Source organism: Streptomyces sp. NBC_01314 (assembly GCF_041435215.1).
Lineage (GTDB): Bacteria > Actinomycetota > Actinomycetes > Streptomycetales > Streptomycetaceae > Streptomyces.
Window position 1 is genome coordinate 3,069,173 of the sequence record NZ_CP108394.1, and the last position, 15,275, is coordinate 3,084,447.

The window sequence follows — 15,275 nt, forward strand, 5'->3', positions numbered from 1 at the left end:
TTGTGACCGGTTGGGGTGCATAACAGGGCAGGCACGGGCTTCGTGATCATTGTGGTGTCTAAGCCCAATGATCATGAGGTGGCCCGTGCCTGCCGCTGTATCTTCTCCCATTCCCGCCGTGCTGGTGAAGCTGGGTCCGCTGGATGCCGGTCGGGTGGCTGACCTGCGCCTGTACTTCGACTCGGTGCCCGACCCGCGCTCCCGGCGGGGCCGGTGGTACTCGCTGACCGCCATCCTGCTGGTGTGTGCCTGCGCGGTCGTCTCGGGAGCGAGGAGCATCGACGAACTCGCCGAGTGGGGCCAGCGTGCTTCGAACGGACTCCTGACAGTCATTGGGATCCGGCGCCACCTGCTCAGATGGCGGCGCACTCCGTCGCCGGCCACGATCGGCCGTGTGCTGGGGGCTGTTGACGGTGACGCCCTGGACCGGGCGGTGGGCGCCTACCTGGCCGACCGGCATCGCGCTGCCACCGAGCCGGCCCAGGCGCCGTCGCCGTCCGCGTCCGGGCCCTCGCGCGTGATCGCTGTCGACGGCAAAGCACTCAGGGGATCAGCCCGCCTCACCGCGACGCGCCGGCATCTGCTCTCCGCGGTCACTCACGGCACCGTCGTGACCCTCGCCCAGGTGGAGGTCGGCGCGAAGACGAACGAAACCACGCACTTCCAACCGCTCCTGGCACCGCTGGACCTGGCCGGCGCCGTCGTCACCTTCGACGCCCTGCACTCGGTCAAGGCGAACATCTCCTGGCTGGTCGAGGCCAAGAAGGCCCACTACATCGCCGTGATCAAGACCAACCAGCCGACCGCCCACAGCCAGCTCGCAGCCCTGCCGTGGTGGGACATCGCTGTCCAGTACACCGCCTCCGCCTCCGGACACGGCAGGCGCGAGTCCCGCTCGATCAAGACCTGCGCCGTCGCGGACGAACTCGGCGGAATCGCCTTTCCTCACGCCCGCCTGGCCATCCGCGTCCACCGCCGCCGCAAGCAGACCGGCAAGCGCGAGACCCGTGAGAGTGGCTACGCCGTCACCAGCCTCGACGCCCACCAGGCCGGCCCCGCCGACCTGGCCGCCGCGATTCGCGGGCACTGGGGAGTGGAGAACTCCTCGCACCACATCAGGGACGTCACCTTCGCCGAGGACGCCTCCACCGTCCACGCCGGAACCGCACCACGAGCCATGGCGACCCTCCGCAACCTCGCCATCGGCGTGCTGAAAACCCTCGGAGCCGACAACATCGCCAAGACCACCCGCGCGATCCGCGACGAGCCCCAACGAGCACTCCCCATCCTGGGCATCACCAACGGTCCGGACACCTACGGAACTTGATCAAGCCCTGATGACAGCCCCGTTGTCCATCGCCACTCCCGTCGACTTACGGGTCCAACCCGTCGACACGCTACTTGAGCGAGTGGAGCGTTCTCTTCAGGTCCGTTTCGACCGGGACACGATGGTGCGTAAGCGCCGGACCGTCGGCGCGCGTACAGACCGCGACACCTGGGTCCGGATCGAGCGCCGCCCGTTCAACAAGATCGAAGGCCAGGGGTGGAACAGCGCCGAGTGTGCCGCGCTGCTGAGCGTGATCAGGACGCCTGCTTGGTTCGGAGGCGTTGTCTGGAGTGACACCGCTGAGGCGATGATGTGGCGGGCCGATGAGAGCGAACCTCTGCCCGGGGACCCCGTGAATCCGCGTACGGCATTGGCTCTTTCGGGTGAGTGGTGGGCGGCGCTGAACGCCTCGCTGGATGTGCTGGCTGCCCACCACACGACGCGCGTTGCAACGCCGGACACCGTGACCGTCACCCAAGCCCGGGTCACGCAGTCCATCCAGGCTGTGTTTCCGGGCGTCCTCGACACGACGATCCGGAACTGGGCGCCGGCGCACGCGGATCTCACCTGGGCGAACGTGACAGGCCCGCAGTTCTGCCTGTTCGACTGGGAGGACTGGGGGATGGCTCCCCTCGGACTGGACGCTGCCTGGCTGTGGGGGAACTCGCTTGCCATCCCGGAGTTGGCCGCGCAAGTACGCCGTGAGCGGCACCGCGACCTGGAAAGCCGGGATGGAAAGCTGATGGCGCTGTTCTTCTGCTCCGCGATCGTAGGTCCGCACGCTGACCCGGATGACTCCCGGCTGTGGCTCGCTCAGATGGAGACGGAACGGCTTGTGGCCGAACTGCAGGCCGGTTGAGGGATGGTCTGGTCGTAGACGAGCCTCTCGTCGTTCCTAGATTGTTCCGGCCGACCCTGCCAGGAGACGGAGGCTTCTCCCTTTGATGAAGTCGCTGCGGTGGATCGTCGGCCGGTCCACAATGATCACTTCCACGTCATGCCCCCGAGCGCAGCGCTGGCGTTCGCAGCGTCGACTATCCCCTCAGGGGACGTGGATGCCGCTCTCTGAGAAAGGGTCTCTGCTCATGCCGGGTATCAAGGTCGCGATGTGTACGGGGAATCCGGGCAAGTTCCGTACGGCTCAGGAGCATCTCGCGCCTTGGGGTATTGCGGTGGAGCAGGTGGCGTTGGAGCTGGACGAGATCCAGACCACGTCCGTCGCGGAAATCGCCCAGCACAAGGCCCGGCAGGCCTTCGCGATCCTCGGGCGACCGCTGTTCGTCGAGGACTCGGGGTTCTACATCGAGGAGTTCGGGGGCTGGCCGGGGCCCATGGTCAAGCAGGCCCTCGAAGCCTTCGGGCCCGGCGGATTCACGCACCTCGCAGACCTCACGGAGAAACGGACGTGCCGCTTCGCGAGTGCCGCCGTGTACGTCGACGCGCGAGGCGAACTCCGCACCTTCGCGGATGACTCCCGGAAGCCGGGCTCCATCGCCTCTGCCCCCGATCGCGGTGATGGGCCGCGGTCCTGGTCGGATCTGTGGTCGATCTTCGTCCCCGAGGGCGCCACGTCGACGCTCGCGGCCCTGCCGGCCGCTGAACAGGAGCAGGTGTTCGCCGAGTGGCGGGCGGACTCGGTGGTTGCCGCGATGGGAGCCTGGCTGTCTGGGCGCCGATGACTGCTTTGACGGTGCCCAACACCCAGTGATCTGCTCGACGCGTCGTGCTGGCCGGTGGCCCGCCGCTGTCAGCTCTGCTGCCCAGCGGTCCGGCGGCTACTTGGTCGCGATGACGTAGACGCTGCCCCACTGGCGCTTCGGGTTGGCGATCTGCGGGTCGAAGTTCCAGGGCTCAACTGTGGTGAACCCTGCCTCGGTGAAGAGCTGGACGAGCTTGTCGTGGTCGTAGGCCCAGTAGTGCGGGTTGTAGGTGGGGGCGTCGTCCTGGTCTCGGAAGACGTAGTTGATCAGGTCGAGGTGTGTGTTGATGTCGTCGAGGCAGTCCCGTTTCCCGTACCACTTCTTGATCATCTCTTCGCTGTCAGCTGTGCCCTCCGGGTACTGGGCCAGCACGAAGGCGGCGTCGGGTACACCGGTGATGAGACGGCCGCCGGGGGCGAGTACGCGGTGGGTCTCACGGGCGTAGTGCTTGGCCGAGCGGGGGTAGTCGATGTGCTCCAGGAAGTGTTCGGAGAACAGTTCGTCGACGGTCGCGTCGTGGAGTGGTATGCCTTCGCGTACGTCCCACAGCAGGTCTGCGGGTGGTACGGCGTCGATGTTGAAGAAGCCGGCGATCCGGTGGGCCCCTCCGCCGATCTGCACCTTGCGGGGTGTGTCGTCGATGCGGCCGTTGGGCCAGGTCCTCTGGCTGGCCCGGTGGGCGCGGTGGAGTTCGAGCTCTTTGACGGTGGCGCGCAGAGCCCGGCCAAGGCCATGTGTCGTGGTCGGCTGTCGCAGCAGCCGCGTTATCTGCTCCATGACCTGGTCCGGGCTGGCTGTCTCGATGTTCTGCTGAGGCGTCACGGTGATCTCCTCGGAAGTCGTCGCGGGCGAGTGGGGCTGCGGTTGCGTTCCTCAGGCGGCCGTCGGTGACGGGCTCGCTGACCGGCTGTTGCGCATCAGGGTGTACTTGATGTCGACGAGTCGCGGGGCGATGGTCACGTCCAGTTGCTCCGTCGGGTGTAGCCGCCCGATGTTGTCTTGTTCGGCGCGCCACACCCGGTACTCAAGATCGGGGTAGGCGGGGTTGATGCCGATCTCGCCCTTCGGGATCGTGCCGTTGAAGGGCGTGATGATGTCCATGTGGTTCCAGTAGTTCCAGGCCTGGAGTGCCTTGTGCTGGTCGAAGTAGAAGTAGAAGTCGGGGTATCGGCCGAAGGTCCGCAGTTCGCGGTGGATGAGGTGGCCCAATAGCGGGCCCAGGTGGGTGGCCAGGCTGTCGAACTCCCACCGGGTGTGTCGCCACTCCTCCGGTACCTGGCCGGGCGTGAAGAGGCGGGCGGCGACGAGGTAGCTGATGCGCTCGACCAGGTAGCTCCGGGCGTGCTGGGGATCGATCGTCCGGTCCACGCGAGTGAGGAGGCTGTCGAGCTTGTCGGGGGAAGGGCGGAACTTGGCGAGGTCGAACTTGCCGGCCATCGCCAGTTCGGAGGAGAAGATCATCTCCTTGTAGAGCCAGTTGTTGAACTCGCCGAGTTCGGCCAGGCGCCGGGTCTCGTCGCTGGTGGAGTGGAGCATCAGGTACTCGGCGAGCGCTTCGAAGAAGACGTATCCGAGGATCGGCAGGCGAGGGATGGTCTCGTCGAGCAGCTGGAGGAACGACTCGGCTGCGACGGTGGCACCTGTGTGAGCGATCGTCGAGGCGAGGGCGAGGAAACTGGCGGAGTTCCTTGTCCTGCTGGTGATCGTCTCGCGCAACTGGTGCCGTTCGGTCTTGGACAGCAGGTATTCCAGGTGGCTGTAGATACTCAGGTGGATGGCGCCGAGCCGCAGGTAGTCGATGCCGGCGAGGCCGCGGTACGCCTGGCGTGGCACATCGATCTCGAAGAGCAGCGGAGTGGGCGTTGCCTCGGCCTTTCCGATCCTCTTCAGGAAGGCGGGGGCTTCCCGGTTGAGGACGTACGAGGCGAGGTTGTGCATGCGGAAGCCCTGGTCGGCCGGGGTGAGCGGGGCGCAGTAGATGCTGCCGACGAGACAGCCGCCCGAGGGGTACAGCACGCCGTGCTCGTTGATCTCCTCCAGGGCATGGGTGACGTGCAGCAGGTGCAGCTTGGTGCTGCTGTTGAGGGCGTCGAAGAGGGCGTTGCTGCGCAGGAGAGCGCCGTGGGGGGTCTGCTCGGCCAAGCGGGTCTCCCAGGCGGCGGTCTGCTCGGCCAGTGGGTCGGTGGCTTCGGCCGGGTTGGGGATGATCGAGGCCTCGTAGAACTCGTGGGCGTCGGCCCACAGGTGGTACGCGTCGAGGAAGTCCATCAGCCGATCAGCTCCCGCTGTTCGAGGGCCTTGAGGACAGCGTCCGCGCTGTCGAGTCCTGCCAGGTGGCCGGCTTCGGACCAGAGGACGAGGTCGAAGGCGGCTGCGCGGAGCTGGTCGAAGCCTTCGACGCGTACGTGTTGTGCGTCTGGCCACCAGCTGAGCTTCGGCAGCCGGTAGCGGTCGAGCGCGTCGGCAGCCTTCACCAGGTCGCTGATCTTCCGGGCGCGCGAGTAGTCGGCTTCGTCTTCTGCGGTGAAGGCCGCGTACGGCACGTCGTGGAGACGAACGGAGATAGTGGCCTGGGCGACGGCTGATGCTGTCGCCGGCACGTGGAAGTGTTCCCAGACGAGGTCCGTGTGGCTGGTGAGCCATCGCGCCGCGCGCGCTCCGTGGCCTCGGTCGTCCTTGTCGTGGAGTCGCCGACAGTCGTGGACGGCGGCAGCGACGATCAGTGTGGCTGTATCCGGTTCGTCGAGACCGGTGGTCTCGGCGAGGAGGGCCGCGAGTGCGGCGGTGCGCATCGCGTGCCGAACTCCGTGCAGGGAGTCGCGCAGGCGGGGTTCTGCGAGCCAGGCCGTCGGTATCGCCGCGCGCGTGAGGAGCCTGCGGGACGTTTCCCGGATCTTCGTCGGCGCGCTGTCGACCAGGCGCGGTCGGTTCTCCTCGATCCAGCGCACCGTCGCGTGGTCGACGAACTGGTGGTACGGGAGCTGCTTGCGTGCGGCGAGGTCCACCAGGCTGGTGGCCGGCGGGGTCGTGCTCATCTAGTCCACCCCTCTCGGTGGTCCATCGCGACGAGTTGACTCAGGTGGCGGGCGCCGCGTGTGAGGAGCGGCCGGCGGCCTGCTGCGCTGCTTCGAAGGCCGCGGTGAAGTCGGCGAGCTCCTCCTCACTCATGAGATGGACACCAAGCTCGCGTGCCACCGACTCGATGCGGTCCTGGGCCACCTGGACTGCCGCCGGGCTCGGTTCGTCGCCCAGGAGCACTTCGAACTCGGCGTGGTGGCCCCACGCTTCGCTCCACTTGACCGCGATCTCGACTCCGCCGAGGCGGAAGTTGCGGCGTTGGTTGTACGCCTCGTGCATCGTTTCCTCGAAGCCGAGTGCGTTGAAGACACGGACCGCGGCTTCAACGTCCTCGCGGGCGATGGGGATCTCGGTTTCCGGGAATGCCGTGCCGTGCCCAATCTTGCTGGTCTTGAGGGTGATCTTCGCCGTGTTGGTGGCGATGTTGTCGGTTACCTTCAGCAGCTGATCGGGCAGCACGTAGAAGTAGATGTGCTTGTCGTCGGGGCCGAGGTCTTCGCCGTCCTGTTCGAGGCGCGAGATGAGCTGGTCGTGGGCTTCCTGACTGAAGCGGGCACGCATTTCGATCTCGACAGGCACGGTGTCCTCCTTGTTCGGGCATGGGTGATCCAGCCGAACCAAGTGGGGTGGAGCCCGGCTGGTCCGGATCGGTAGCGATGTTCGGCTGTTTGCGCTGGTGCGGGCGGCGCGGGCGCCGTTTGGCGTCCGCGCCGCCTGTCAGAAGGAGATCGTCAGGCGATGTCGCCGAAGCGGTCTCTTACGACGCCGTCATGCAGGTAGGTCGGGAGCTGCACGCCTCCCACCGAGAGACGCTTGGTGGCCACCTGGTCCTCGCTGTCGCTCGGGAACCCTTCCAGAAGGCGCAGGCACTGCCGCACCCATTCACGGGACTGGTCCCAGTCGCCGTTGTCGCGATGCCTCACGGCCAGCGCGTACGCCGTCTCCGCCGCCGCCCATCGATTGGTGCCCAGTTCCCGCTGGAAGCCGGTCTCCAGTTCTTCGACGGAGGCGACGCGGGTTTCGCTGGTCATGTTGTCCTCTCTCATCCGGTGGATCCCCGGTGGTGTTCAACGCGGCGACGACCAGCTGGTGACGTGGAGGTCGCCTAGTAAGTGAAGATCTCAGCGAGGGTGCGGTAGTCCTGGAGCTCGTCCTTGTCGAACCAGAGGTCCACTTCCTGATCCGCTTCCTCCTTGTTGCCGGAGGCGTGCACGAGGTTCGCGGCGGCCTTGCCGGAGGCGACGCTGGCGGCCTTGCTGTAGTGCGAGAAGTCCCCGCGGATCGTGCCGGCGGGCGCCTCGTTCGGGAAGGTGCTGCCGACGATCTTCCGGACGGTGGCGACGGCGTCGGCTCCTTCCAGAACAAGTGCGATGACGGGGCCCTGCTGCATGAACGTGGCGGTGATGTTGTAGACCTCGGGACCGAAGCGTTCTTCGAGGTCGAAATAATGGCGTCGCGTGAACTCGGCGTCCATCTGCTTCATCTTGATGCCGACGATCTTCAGTGCCGCATCTTCGAATCGGGAAATGATCTTCCCTGCGAAGCCACGCACAACGGCGTCGGGCTTCAGCAGTACGAGAGTGCGCTCCACCGGCTGCTTCTGATCCTGGGCCATCGGTTCCCTTTCAGCGTTCAGGCAGGCCATATATGACGCACACTCAGTGCGTCACGAGCCTGAGGTTACCTGCGCTTCGAGGGCTCCCTTCGGGATCATCCGAGATCGACAATCTCGACGAGTACCTTGATCGCTTCGCCCCGAACGTCACCAGTTCTCTGTTCGTCAACGACATCCCGCTCCTCCCCCTTTCCTGACTCCCGCCTTCGCCGTTTCGGCGCTGCCTCCGTTCGCGCCCTGGCACAGGGCTGATTCAAAGTCCTGGTGATCATGTGGTGTTGCTGGTCAAGGCAGTCCGATCAGGTCCAGTGGGCGGGTGAAGGGCGTGTAGGAGAGCTCGCGCAGGCCGGCGGCGATGCTGTGGTGCCCAGCGGTGCGTAGGGTGCTGATCGCGAAGCTGCGCAGGGTGGCCATGTTCTCCGGTCCGTGGCCGGTGCGGATCTTCGAGGCGTCCTCGCCGAACGTGGTGTCTCTTACGTGGTGCACGGCCTCGATGCCCCATTGCGCGGGCGAGTTGGCCGATGGCCTGGGGAGATGCCGCACGCGCCGTCAGGTCGGTGATGGCGTAGACGGTCTCACGGGTGATCTTGCCGGTTTTGAGGTCGGTGCGATGCCGGTGGATCTTCGCGGCCTGCGCCACGTGCGGGAAGTCCAGCCCGAGACTGGTGACGGTGAGGGTGCGCACCGAGCGGGTCTCACGTCGCCCGTGCCCCGCCTCGCGGTCGTAGCGGCGGGCGGTCACCTCCTTCCACGGCAGCGAACGCAACGCGTTGTGCAGCGTCGGCTGGTTCCGCTTGACCACGAGCAGGTAGTGCGCCCTCTTCGCTTCGACCAGCCACCTGGCGTGGTCACGGTGGGTGTGCAGGGCGTCGGCGGTCACCACGACACCGGTCAGGTCGAACGGGGACAGCAGCTTCGTGAAGCCGGTGACCTCGGTGGTCTTGTCCGGCACCCGCAGCTGGCTGACGGTGCGTCCGCCTTCCAGGACGGCGGAGAGCAGGTGGGCGGCCGGGCCGGTGTCCGTGCGCGAGCCGCGGGCGGTCTTGCCGTCCATGGCCAGGTGCCGGCTGCCCGTGGGGTCGCATCCGAGTAGGTCGGCAAGCCCGCCGGGACATACGAGAGTCAGCAGACGGCGGATGGTTGAGCTGGACGGTGCGCGGCGCACGCCCAGTGGGCCGGTGGCGCGCACGCCGAGGCGGGCCAGTGCGTCCAGGGGCGCGTGGCGGGCCCACTGGCCCACGGCCAGATAGGAGCGAGCCCCGGCCAGCACCGCGCAGCAGGCGGTGAGCAGGACCGATGCCAGCGAATGTCGCCGTCCCCGCCGATCTCGCGGATCGCGAAGAACGGCCAGTCGTTCGGCGACACCCTTCACGCCTCGCTGGGCGGCGGTGGGCGACTTGGTCAGGCAGACAGTGGCAGACTGGCGGCACATCGAAGCTCCGGACGGGCAGGGCGACTTGGGAAGGTCACCCCGTCAACCGGAGCTTCGTTGTGTTCGTGACGGACTTCCGCCGGATCGTCACACCTCCGCGACCTGCACGTTTCCATGACCCCCAAGACTTTGAATCAGCCCTGGCCTAAGCACGGGGGCGCGCCAGAGGCGCCCACGGACCAGGTGTTTCGGGCGCTACGTGGTCGCGACCAGGCTGTAGCGCCGGACGGAACTCACGAGAAGATCCTGCGACTGCGGGACGCCTACCACTTCTTCCACTGGCACCTGGAGTTCCCAGAAGTATTCTCCGTCCCGGAGTCGGGCGTCGGTGTTCAGCTGGGCACGGGCTGGTCGGGCGGGTTCGACGCGGTAGTGGGTAACCCGCCGTGGGAGCGTGTCAAACTCCAGGAACAGGAGTTCTTCGCCCAGCGCAACCCAGACATCGCCGAGGCCAAGAACGCCGCCGCCCGCAAACGCCTCATCGTCGAATTGCGCGACGCCCCCGAGGGTGCGCGCCTCTACACCGAGTTCGAGGACGCCAAGCGACGCGCAGAGGGGGAGAGCCACTTCCTGCGTACCAGCGCCCGGTTCCCCTTGACAGGTCGCGGCGACATCAACACGTACGCCGTGTTCACGGAGACGGACCGGTCGCTGACGGGGCCTCAGGGGCGGACCGGCGTGATCGTGCCGACGGGTATCGCGACGGACGCGACGACCCAATACTTCTTCAAGGACCTGGTCGAGCGAGGGGCCCTGAGCAGTCTGTTCGAGTTTGGAAACGAGGACAAACTCTTCGCGGCGGTCAAGGACTACGTGCGCTTCTGTCTCCTTACGATGAAAGGTCAGGGCAACCCCGACGCGCCCATCTCTATGGTCGCCAAGGTTCGCCAGGTTGCCCAGATCGCCGACCGTTCGTACACCCTGACCGCACGCGACATCCTCCGTGTCAACCCGAACACGGGCACGTGCCCCATCTTCTCTTCTCGCCGCGACGCGGATATCACTCTCGGCATCTACCGCCGCATGCCCGTCCTGATCGACGAGAGCAACAAGGCTGGAGGGAACCCCTGGGGCATTTCGTTCATGGCTATGTTTCATATGTCGAACGACTCCCACCTGTTCCGTCCCGCCGCCCAGAAAGGGGAAACGTTCGAGGACCTCCTCAGGGCCGGCTGGGCTCTCGACGGCAGCGTCCTCACCCGAGGCGAGGAGCGCCTGCTGCCGCTGTATGAGGCGAAGATGATGCACCACTACGACCACCGCTTCTCCACGTACGAGGACGCCACGGAGAAGCAACTCAACGAACGCACCCTTCCGCGTTTCACCACGGAACGCCACCAGGACGCCATCGCCGTACCTCTGCCGCGCTACTGGGTGCCGGAGCAGGATGCTCCGACCGGCGAGGTCAACAAGGACGGCAAGCCCATCAGGGTGCCGGGTGTGCGCAGCCGCCTGGCCGCCAAGGAGTGGGACCAAGAGTGGTTGCTGGGTTGGCGCGACATCTGCCGGGCGAGCGACGAGCGCACGATGATCAACTTCATCTTTCCTCGTGCGGGTGCACCGGACGGAACTCTCCTCATGCTGCCCCGCGAAGGCCAAGTAGCAGCCCTATCGGCCTGTTTGTCCTCTTTCGTGCTGGACTTCGCCACACGTCAGAAGGTCGGTGGAACTCACCTCAAGTTCTTCACCGTCCGCCAACTCCCGGTCATCGCTCCTGAACAGGTCACACCACACTCGGAGTTCATCAACCTTCGTGCCCTTGAACTCGTCTACACCAGCACTGACATGGCTGGGTTCGCCCGCGACCTCGGCGACACTAGCGCCCCCTTCCGCTGGGACCCCGTTCGCCGTGCCGTCATCCGCGCCGAACTGGATGCCCTCTTTTTCCGCCTCTACGGCATCACCCGTGAGGACACGGAATACATCCTGGACACCTTCAACGGCGTCCGGGACAACGACATCAAGGCCCACGGCGAGTACCGCACCAAGAACCTGATCCTCGCCGAATACGACCGCATGGCCGCCACCGGCCTCACCCTGGAGAACCCCCTCACCGAGGGCGAATCCGGCACCTACCGCTCCACCCTCACCCCGCCCCCGGGCCACGGCCCCAGGCACCCCGCCTGACAGCCCGGTCCTGGTCCGTTCGAGGGCCTGTGCGGGCCCGCCCACCGCGCCTGGGCCCGCACTTGAGGAGTTAAGCGCCACATGAACCCGTACAACACCCCAACCCCAGCCCCGTCCCGCCCCTGGTGGAAGACCACACCGGCCGCGCTCGGCGTCCTCGCGCTGGTCGCTCTACTCGGCTCGTTCAGCTTCGCCCTGGATTTCCTCGTGATGATCGCCGCAGTGGTGGCCGCATGGGTGCTGCCGCCGTGGCGCTGGTTCGCCAGGCTCGGTGCGACGTTCGGTATCGGACGGGCCGTCGCCGACTGACTGAAGCAGCAGGGGCAGCGGGCGGTGCAGCCCGTCTACAAGCCCAAGGGGCACCAGGTCCGCGATGCCGTCGCAGCAGTGCAGCGGATCGGCATGTACTACCCGTGCTCCCCGTCCGTAGAGAGCTCGATTAGGTACGCGTCGGGTTCGCCGATAGCCAGTGTTCGTTGCACGCTGTTGCGCGGAAGGACCAATACGAGGCGCGGCATCAGCCGGTGTGAGTGCCTGACGATAGATGAATAGGAGTGCTATGTCTGGGCCCCGGATGGTGAAGGAGCAGGAACTCGAACCCGAGGTGGATTTCTACGGGATGTGCCTACAGGATGCGGAGTCTGCCCAGGTTGCGTATCCAGGCGGCCGCGTCATGGACGAGGGCGTGTTTTTGACCGCTCACCCTGGACGGGTTGATATCGAGAGTGCTGGTCATACTCACACGCCGACGATGACCGCCCAGGTCTGGGACGGTGAACCGCCCGTTGACACAAGTCGCGTGTGGGACCAACAGGCCGAGACCACTGTGCGGTCCGCGACGGGCACCCTGCAGGTGTGGGCGGTGGCATACGGCCCGATCGAGGATGTGATCGAACTGGGGGCTTCCGACCGGGACTGGTATGTGCGGGGCTACTGCTCCGGCCGCGATGAGGTGGTTCGCATCATCGAGAAGGAAGGAATTGCCGAGGGCGTCGAGCGCTACCTCGTGCAGTTTTGGCCCCAGCCGACATGAGAACCGGCCCTGGGGGCACCGCTCAGTGACCCGACGAGAACCGCACGAATCGCGCCCAGCCCTCCCGGCCGACCGCGAAGGCTGGGGCGGCTCACGCCCTTGGAGATCCTCCGCTCATACGTCGAACTCCCCTCCCTTGACTCCAGTGGTGAACGCCTCCCACTCGGAGGGGGCAAAGAAGAGGACCGGTCCTCGGGGATCCTTGCTGTCACGTATCGCGCGTCCCCCGTCGGCGGTGTGCGCCACCTCCACGCAGTCCGTGTTCGCTCCCTGCGATGCCGAGGACTTCTTGAAGGCGGTGACTACGTCCCGGTTACTGCTCACTCTTCCTCTTCTTCCTGCGAGATCTTACTGATTGCCGTTCGGAGAAATACGAGGCTGTCTCCGGGGTTCAGGGCAGCTGACCGAAGGGCGTCGAAGACGTACGCGTAGTTGGCCAACTCGCCCGCGTCCTCGATGATGACCGTGTTGTTCAGACTGTCGATGGCCACGACCTCGGGCGCGGACTCGTTGCCGAACGAGAAGGTGACGAAGTGCCCCGCGAGCCTGGCCGGTCCCCACTGGTTCTGCGGCAGCACCTGAATCGTCGTGTTCTTCTGTTGGGCGATCCGGATGATTTGTTCAAGCTGCTCGCGGTGAGCCGAACGGTCCGGCATGGGGGATGTCAAGGCGGGCTCCCAGACGACGGCGGCGAACAGCGCCCCTGCTTCCTGAATCGCCCGCTGACGTTCCTGCCGGATCTTGACGATTTCCTCGATGTGCTCGCCAGGCACCACCAGCGGACCGGCTTCGATGAGAGCGCGGGTGTAGGCCGGAGTCTGCAAGATCCCAGGAATGAACACGTTCTGCCACGTACGGATGAGGGAGGCGTCCGCCTCAAGCGTCACGAAGTCGGCGAACTCGCTGGTGATCGTGGTCTGGTAGTCCACCCACCAGCCGCGCTTGTTGCTCTGGCGCGCCAAGTACTCAAGTTGAGCCCGTCGTTCGGTGTCGTCGACCTGGTAGAGATCCAGGAGGATGCGCACGTCCCCGACGCGTGGGGCTGACTGGCCGGATTCGAGACGGCTGATCTTGGATGTCGAGCAACCGACGGCTTCGGCCGCGTCCTTCAGATCGAACCGCAGGCCTTCGCGGAAGTTGCGCAGCGCAGAACCGAGCCGCCGACTACGGACCGTTGGCCGCCCGCCTGATGGCATGTCATCCCCTCTCTGTCGCGTCCAGTCTGCACGGCAACGAGCCGCAGCCGCCAGCATGTTGTCACGTTGAGCGACTTGCAAACTTGCATTTAGATTCGATTGCAGGACGTCCGCATCCCGCGCTACTTTCATTGCGTCACAACGTGTGCCCACTTCAACACGTGAGGTGACCTTGGTTCCACGTGTCCACACATCCAGGGGGACATATGTCCGGACGTACGCACAGCCAGAGGTTCCGGTTACACCGAGACTCCGTGCCGAAGGCTCGACGCCACGTGCAGGCGACCTTGACTCGGTGGATGCTCGCCGCAGTCGCTGACGATGCCGAGCTGATCATCAGCGAACTGGCTGCCAACGCCGTCCAGCACGCGAGGGGCATCGGTGAGTTCTTCGAGGTCGGGTTACGGCGCCGAAACGGCGTGTTGGTCCTCGAAGTCTCCGACTCGTACCAGTGGCAGTTGCCTAAGAAGCGCGAGGCGGACCCCGAGGACATCGGCGGGCGCGGACTGGTCATTGTCGACTCCCTGTCGGACAACTGGGGTGTGCGCCCTCGTGAGTCCGGCAAGACAGTCTGGGCTCACCTGGCCATCAGCGGCAGGGAAGCAGCCTCCCCCGCCGACCTTGCCGCGACGCAGTGGCCGTGCGACGAAGCGTGACGCCCTCCCGTACGGCCTCTGCCCCCTCCCTGGCCCCCACCCAACACCTCCCCTACACAAGGACCCCCGCGACCGTCCTACCGGTCCGGGGGCATGGCCACCAGCCTCCAAGGAGCTGATGACAGTGAGCATTATCCACACCTTCATGCTGTGGATCCTGGGCGTGCTCGCGCCCGGTACCGGCAGGCGCCGGGCGGACACACGCCCCGCCGGGCAGAACCCCGCGCATGCGCCGGAGGCGCCCCGTGCGACGGTGCCGTGGCCTCCCCTGCGGCGGTCGCCGTACGGCGTCGAAGAGCCGCTGCCCGGCGAGTCGACGGTCGTGGTCCGACCGTACGTCGTTCTCGCCGAGCGGGAGCGCGAGCGGGCGTGTGAGCGGGCGCTGCAGCGGCAGCGCCGTGTCGCCATGGTCCTGGCCGCCGACTTCGGCATCGACCTCGACCGGCATGTGGTCGGCGCCGAGGCGGTGGCCTGATGGAGATGAATGAGCGGAGTGAGCCGAGCGAGCGCCCCGAGTCCGTTCCGGGTGGGACGCGTGCGCCGGTGCGTATGTGTGTGCGCTGCTGTGCGATCACCGATGCGCCCGTCGTCGTCTCCGAGGTGCACCAGGGCTCCGGTCCCGGCTTCACGGTGTACGCGTGCCGGGACTGCGCCCCGCACTTCCCGCGCGTGCCGGATGTGCTGTCGCTGCCACCCGCGTCCCGCCGCAGCGGTGGCGAGCAGTGAGCGGCGAGCGGCGAGCGCACAGTGAGGGCGCCGGCCTTCGACCCCGCCCCGGTGCACGAGGCGCGCCGCCGGACCCGCGACGCGCCCCGGCCCGGCTCGGCTCGGCCGGTTTCCCGCCGATCCGGCACTGCCCGTGCCCCTCCCGCACGTCGGCCGGTGAGCGGTGATCGCCGGAACCCGTCCCGAACCGGGCAGGTCCCGCATGACCATCGGCACCTACCGCCTCGACGGCGACGGGCGCCGGGTCGGCGTGGCGGAGCCGACCGCGTACGCCCCGGGCACGGCCGCCCTCCCGCCGGTGTCCCTCGCATGGCCCCCGTGCCGCTGCCCGCGCTGCCGGACCGGCCACGGTCCACGCGGCCGGTAGCGCCTGGCGCCCCCTGCG

Annotated in this window: 19 protein-coding genes; 10 read left to right on the forward strand and 9 right to left on the reverse strand. The window is 66.6% G+C overall.

The genetic code is table 11. The annotated features are described in order from the left end of the window. Positions 1-154: 154 nt before the first annotated feature. From OG622_RS13505 to OG622_RS13515, 3 genes are all read left to right on the forward strand, one after another. Positions 155-1,327, forward strand: coding sequence for an ISAs1 family transposase (locus OG622_RS13505; RefSeq protein ID WP_371576106.1), 1,173 nt, complete (start codon positions 155-157; stop codon positions 1,325-1,327). Between the two features lie 10 nt (positions 1,328-1,337). After that, positions 1,338-2,186, forward strand: a complete 849-nt coding sequence (locus OG622_RS13510) for a hypothetical protein (protein ID WP_371576108.1) — start codon at positions 1,338-1,340, stop codon at positions 2,184-2,186. 226 nt (positions 2,187-2,412) lie between these two features. After that, positions 2,413-3,006 carry a non-canonical purine NTP pyrophosphatase gene (locus OG622_RS13515; protein WP_371576110.1) on the forward strand — a complete coding sequence of 198 codons (594 nt, stop codon included), beginning with the start codon at positions 2,413-2,415 and terminating at the stop codon, positions 3,004-3,006. Between the two features lie 96 nt (positions 3,007-3,102). Here OG622_RS13515 and OG622_RS13520 read toward each other — a convergent pair whose 3' ends face one another. From OG622_RS13520 to OG622_RS13550, 7 genes are all read right to left on the reverse strand, one after another. Next, positions 3,103-3,804 (reverse strand): methyltransferase domain-containing protein, encoded by a 702-nt coding sequence (locus tag OG622_RS13520; protein WP_371584089.1) that lies wholly within the window; start codon positions 3,802-3,804, stop codon positions 3,103-3,105. Positions 3,805-3,900: 96 nt separating this feature from the next. Next, complete coding sequence (locus OG622_RS13525; RefSeq protein WP_371576112.1) at positions 3,901-5,295, reverse strand: hypothetical protein; 1,395 nt, start codon at positions 5,293-5,295, stop codon at positions 3,901-3,903. Further along, entirely contained in the window at positions 5,295-6,062 is a 768-nt protein-coding gene (locus OG622_RS13530) for a hypothetical protein (RefSeq protein WP_371576114.1), read from the reverse strand. The genes OG622_RS13525 and OG622_RS13530 overlap by 1 nt, the downstream gene beginning before the upstream one ends. Before the next feature lie 40 nt (positions 6,063-6,102). Further along, positions 6,103-6,684, reverse strand: coding sequence for a CYTH domain-containing protein (locus tag OG622_RS13535; RefSeq protein WP_371576116.1), 582 nt, complete (start codon positions 6,682-6,684; stop codon positions 6,103-6,105). A 152-nt stretch (positions 6,685-6,836) separates the two neighbouring features. After that, the gene (locus OG622_RS13540; RefSeq protein WP_371576118.1) at positions 6,837-7,136 is read right to left on the reverse strand and encodes a hypothetical protein; all 300 of its coding nucleotides are present in this window, start codon (positions 7,134-7,136) and stop codon (positions 6,837-6,839) included. 74 nt (positions 7,137-7,210) lie between these two features. Further along, entirely contained in the window at positions 7,211-7,720 is a 510-nt protein-coding gene (locus tag OG622_RS13545) for a nucleoside-diphosphate kinase (RefSeq protein WP_319104645.1), read from the reverse strand. A gap of 268 nt (positions 7,721-7,988) precedes the next feature. Beyond that, complete coding sequence (locus OG622_RS13550; protein ID WP_371576121.1) at positions 7,989-9,152, reverse strand: ISAs1 family transposase; 1,164 nt, start codon at positions 9,150-9,152, stop codon at positions 7,989-7,991. 114 nt (positions 9,153-9,266) lie between these two features. On the opposite strand from OG622_RS13550, the gene OG622_RS13555 reads away from it, so the two are divergent. The 3 genes from OG622_RS13555 (at position 9,267) to OG622_RS13565 (ending at position 12,312) form a co-directional block, all read left to right on the forward strand. Continuing rightward, a complete protein-coding gene (locus tag OG622_RS13555; RefSeq protein WP_371576123.1) occupies positions 9,267-11,279 on the forward strand; it encodes an Eco57I restriction-modification methylase domain-containing protein in 2,013 nt (670 codons plus the stop codon). A gap of 81 nt (positions 11,280-11,360) precedes the next feature. Then, positions 11,361-11,588: a hypothetical protein gene (locus OG622_RS13560; protein WP_371576125.1), complete on the forward strand. Its 228-nt coding sequence runs from the start codon at positions 11,361-11,363 to the stop codon at positions 11,586-11,588. A 265-nt stretch (positions 11,589-11,853) separates the two neighbouring features. Next, positions 11,854-12,312 carry a hypothetical protein gene (locus tag OG622_RS13565; protein WP_371576127.1) on the forward strand — a complete coding sequence of 153 codons (459 nt, stop codon included), beginning with the start codon at positions 11,854-11,856 and terminating at the stop codon, positions 12,310-12,312. A gap of 114 nt (positions 12,313-12,426) precedes the next feature. On the opposite strand, the gene OG622_RS13570 is transcribed toward OG622_RS13565, so the two are convergent. Together OG622_RS13570 and OG622_RS13575 are read right to left on the reverse strand one after the other, a co-directional pair. Next, entirely contained in the window at positions 12,427-12,636 is a 210-nt protein-coding gene (locus OG622_RS13570; RefSeq protein WP_371576128.1) for a DUF397 domain-containing protein, read from the reverse strand. Continuing rightward, on the reverse strand, positions 12,633-13,508 hold the full coding sequence (locus OG622_RS13575; RefSeq protein WP_371576130.1) for a helix-turn-helix domain-containing protein: 876 nt from the start codon (positions 13,506-13,508) through the stop codon (positions 12,633-12,635). The genes OG622_RS13570 and OG622_RS13575 overlap by 4 nt, the downstream gene beginning before the upstream one ends. Before the next feature lie 206 nt (positions 13,509-13,714). Between OG622_RS13575 and OG622_RS13580 the strand changes: the two genes are divergently transcribed. The 4 genes from OG622_RS13580 (at position 13,715) to OG622_RS13595 (ending at position 15,257) form a co-directional block, all read left to right on the forward strand. After that, complete coding sequence (locus OG622_RS13580; RefSeq protein ID WP_371576132.1) at positions 13,715-14,164, forward strand: ATP-binding protein; 450 nt, start codon at positions 13,715-13,717, stop codon at positions 14,162-14,164. 118 nt (positions 14,165-14,282) lie between these two features. Beyond that, on the forward strand, positions 14,283-14,639 hold the full coding sequence (locus OG622_RS13585) for a hypothetical protein (RefSeq protein WP_371576133.1): 357 nt from the start codon (positions 14,283-14,285) through the stop codon (positions 14,637-14,639). Then, positions 14,639-14,890 (forward strand): hypothetical protein, encoded by a 252-nt coding sequence (locus tag OG622_RS13590; protein WP_371576134.1) that lies wholly within the window; start codon positions 14,639-14,641, stop codon positions 14,888-14,890. Before OG622_RS13585 ends, OG622_RS13590 begins: the two co-directional genes overlap by 1 nt. Before the next feature lie 202 nt (positions 14,891-15,092). After that, complete coding sequence (locus OG622_RS13595) at positions 15,093-15,257, forward strand: hypothetical protein (RefSeq protein WP_319127130.1); 165 nt, start codon at positions 15,093-15,095, stop codon at positions 15,255-15,257. The last annotated feature ends 18 nt before the right edge of the window (positions 15,258-15,275 follow it).

Excerpts from the sequence above, each read along its gene's own strand:
- OG622_RS13510 (WP_371576108.1), top strand. The coding sequence starts at position 1,338 with ATGACAGCCCCGTTGTCCATCGCCACTCCCGTCGACTTACGGGTCCAA.
- OG622_RS13515 (WP_371576110.1), top strand. The coding sequence starts at position 2,413 with ATGCCGGGTATCAAGGTCGCGATGTGTACGGGGAATCCGGGCAAGTTC.
- OG622_RS13520 (WP_371584089.1), bottom strand. The coding sequence starts at position 3,804 with ATGGAGCAGATAACGCGGCTGCTGCGACAGCCGACCACGACACATGGC.
- OG622_RS13525 (WP_371576112.1), bottom strand. The coding sequence starts at position 5,295 with ATGGACTTCCTCGACGCGTACCACCTGTGGGCCGACGCCCACGAGTTC.
- OG622_RS13530 (WP_371576114.1), bottom strand. The coding sequence starts at position 6,062 with ATGAGCACGACCCCGCCGGCCACCAGCCTGGTGGACCTCGCCGCACGC.
- OG622_RS13540 (WP_371576118.1), bottom strand. The coding sequence starts at position 7,136 with ATGACCAGCGAAACCCGCGTCGCCTCCGTCGAAGAACTGGAGACCGGC.
- OG622_RS13545 (WP_319104645.1), bottom strand. The coding sequence starts at position 7,720 with ATGGCCCAGGATCAGAAGCAGCCGGTGGAGCGCACTCTCGTACTGCTG.
- OG622_RS13550 (WP_371576121.1), bottom strand. The coding sequence starts at position 9,152 with ATGTGCCGCCAGTCTGCCACTGTCTGCCTGACCAAGTCGCCCACCGCC.
- OG622_RS13555 (WP_371576123.1), top strand. The coding sequence starts at position 9,267 with ATGACCCCCAAGACTTTGAATCAGCCCTGGCCTAAGCACGGGGGCGCG.
- OG622_RS13560 (WP_371576125.1), top strand. The coding sequence starts at position 11,361 with ATGAACCCGTACAACACCCCAACCCCAGCCCCGTCCCGCCCCTGGTGG.
- OG622_RS13565 (WP_371576127.1), top strand. The coding sequence starts at position 11,854 with ATGGTGAAGGAGCAGGAACTCGAACCCGAGGTGGATTTCTACGGGATG.
- OG622_RS13575 (WP_371576130.1), bottom strand. The coding sequence starts at position 13,508 with ATGCCATCAGGCGGGCGGCCAACGGTCCGTAGTCGGCGGCTCGGTTCT.
- OG622_RS13580 (WP_371576132.1), top strand. The coding sequence starts at position 13,715 with ATGTCCGGACGTACGCACAGCCAGAGGTTCCGGTTACACCGAGACTCC.
- OG622_RS13585 (WP_371576133.1), top strand. The coding sequence starts at position 14,283 with ATGACAGTGAGCATTATCCACACCTTCATGCTGTGGATCCTGGGCGTG.
- OG622_RS13590 (WP_371576134.1), top strand. The coding sequence starts at position 14,639 with ATGGAGATGAATGAGCGGAGTGAGCCGAGCGAGCGCCCCGAGTCCGTT.
- OG622_RS13595 (WP_319127130.1), top strand. The coding sequence starts at position 15,093 with ATGACCATCGGCACCTACCGCCTCGACGGCGACGGGCGCCGGGTCGGC.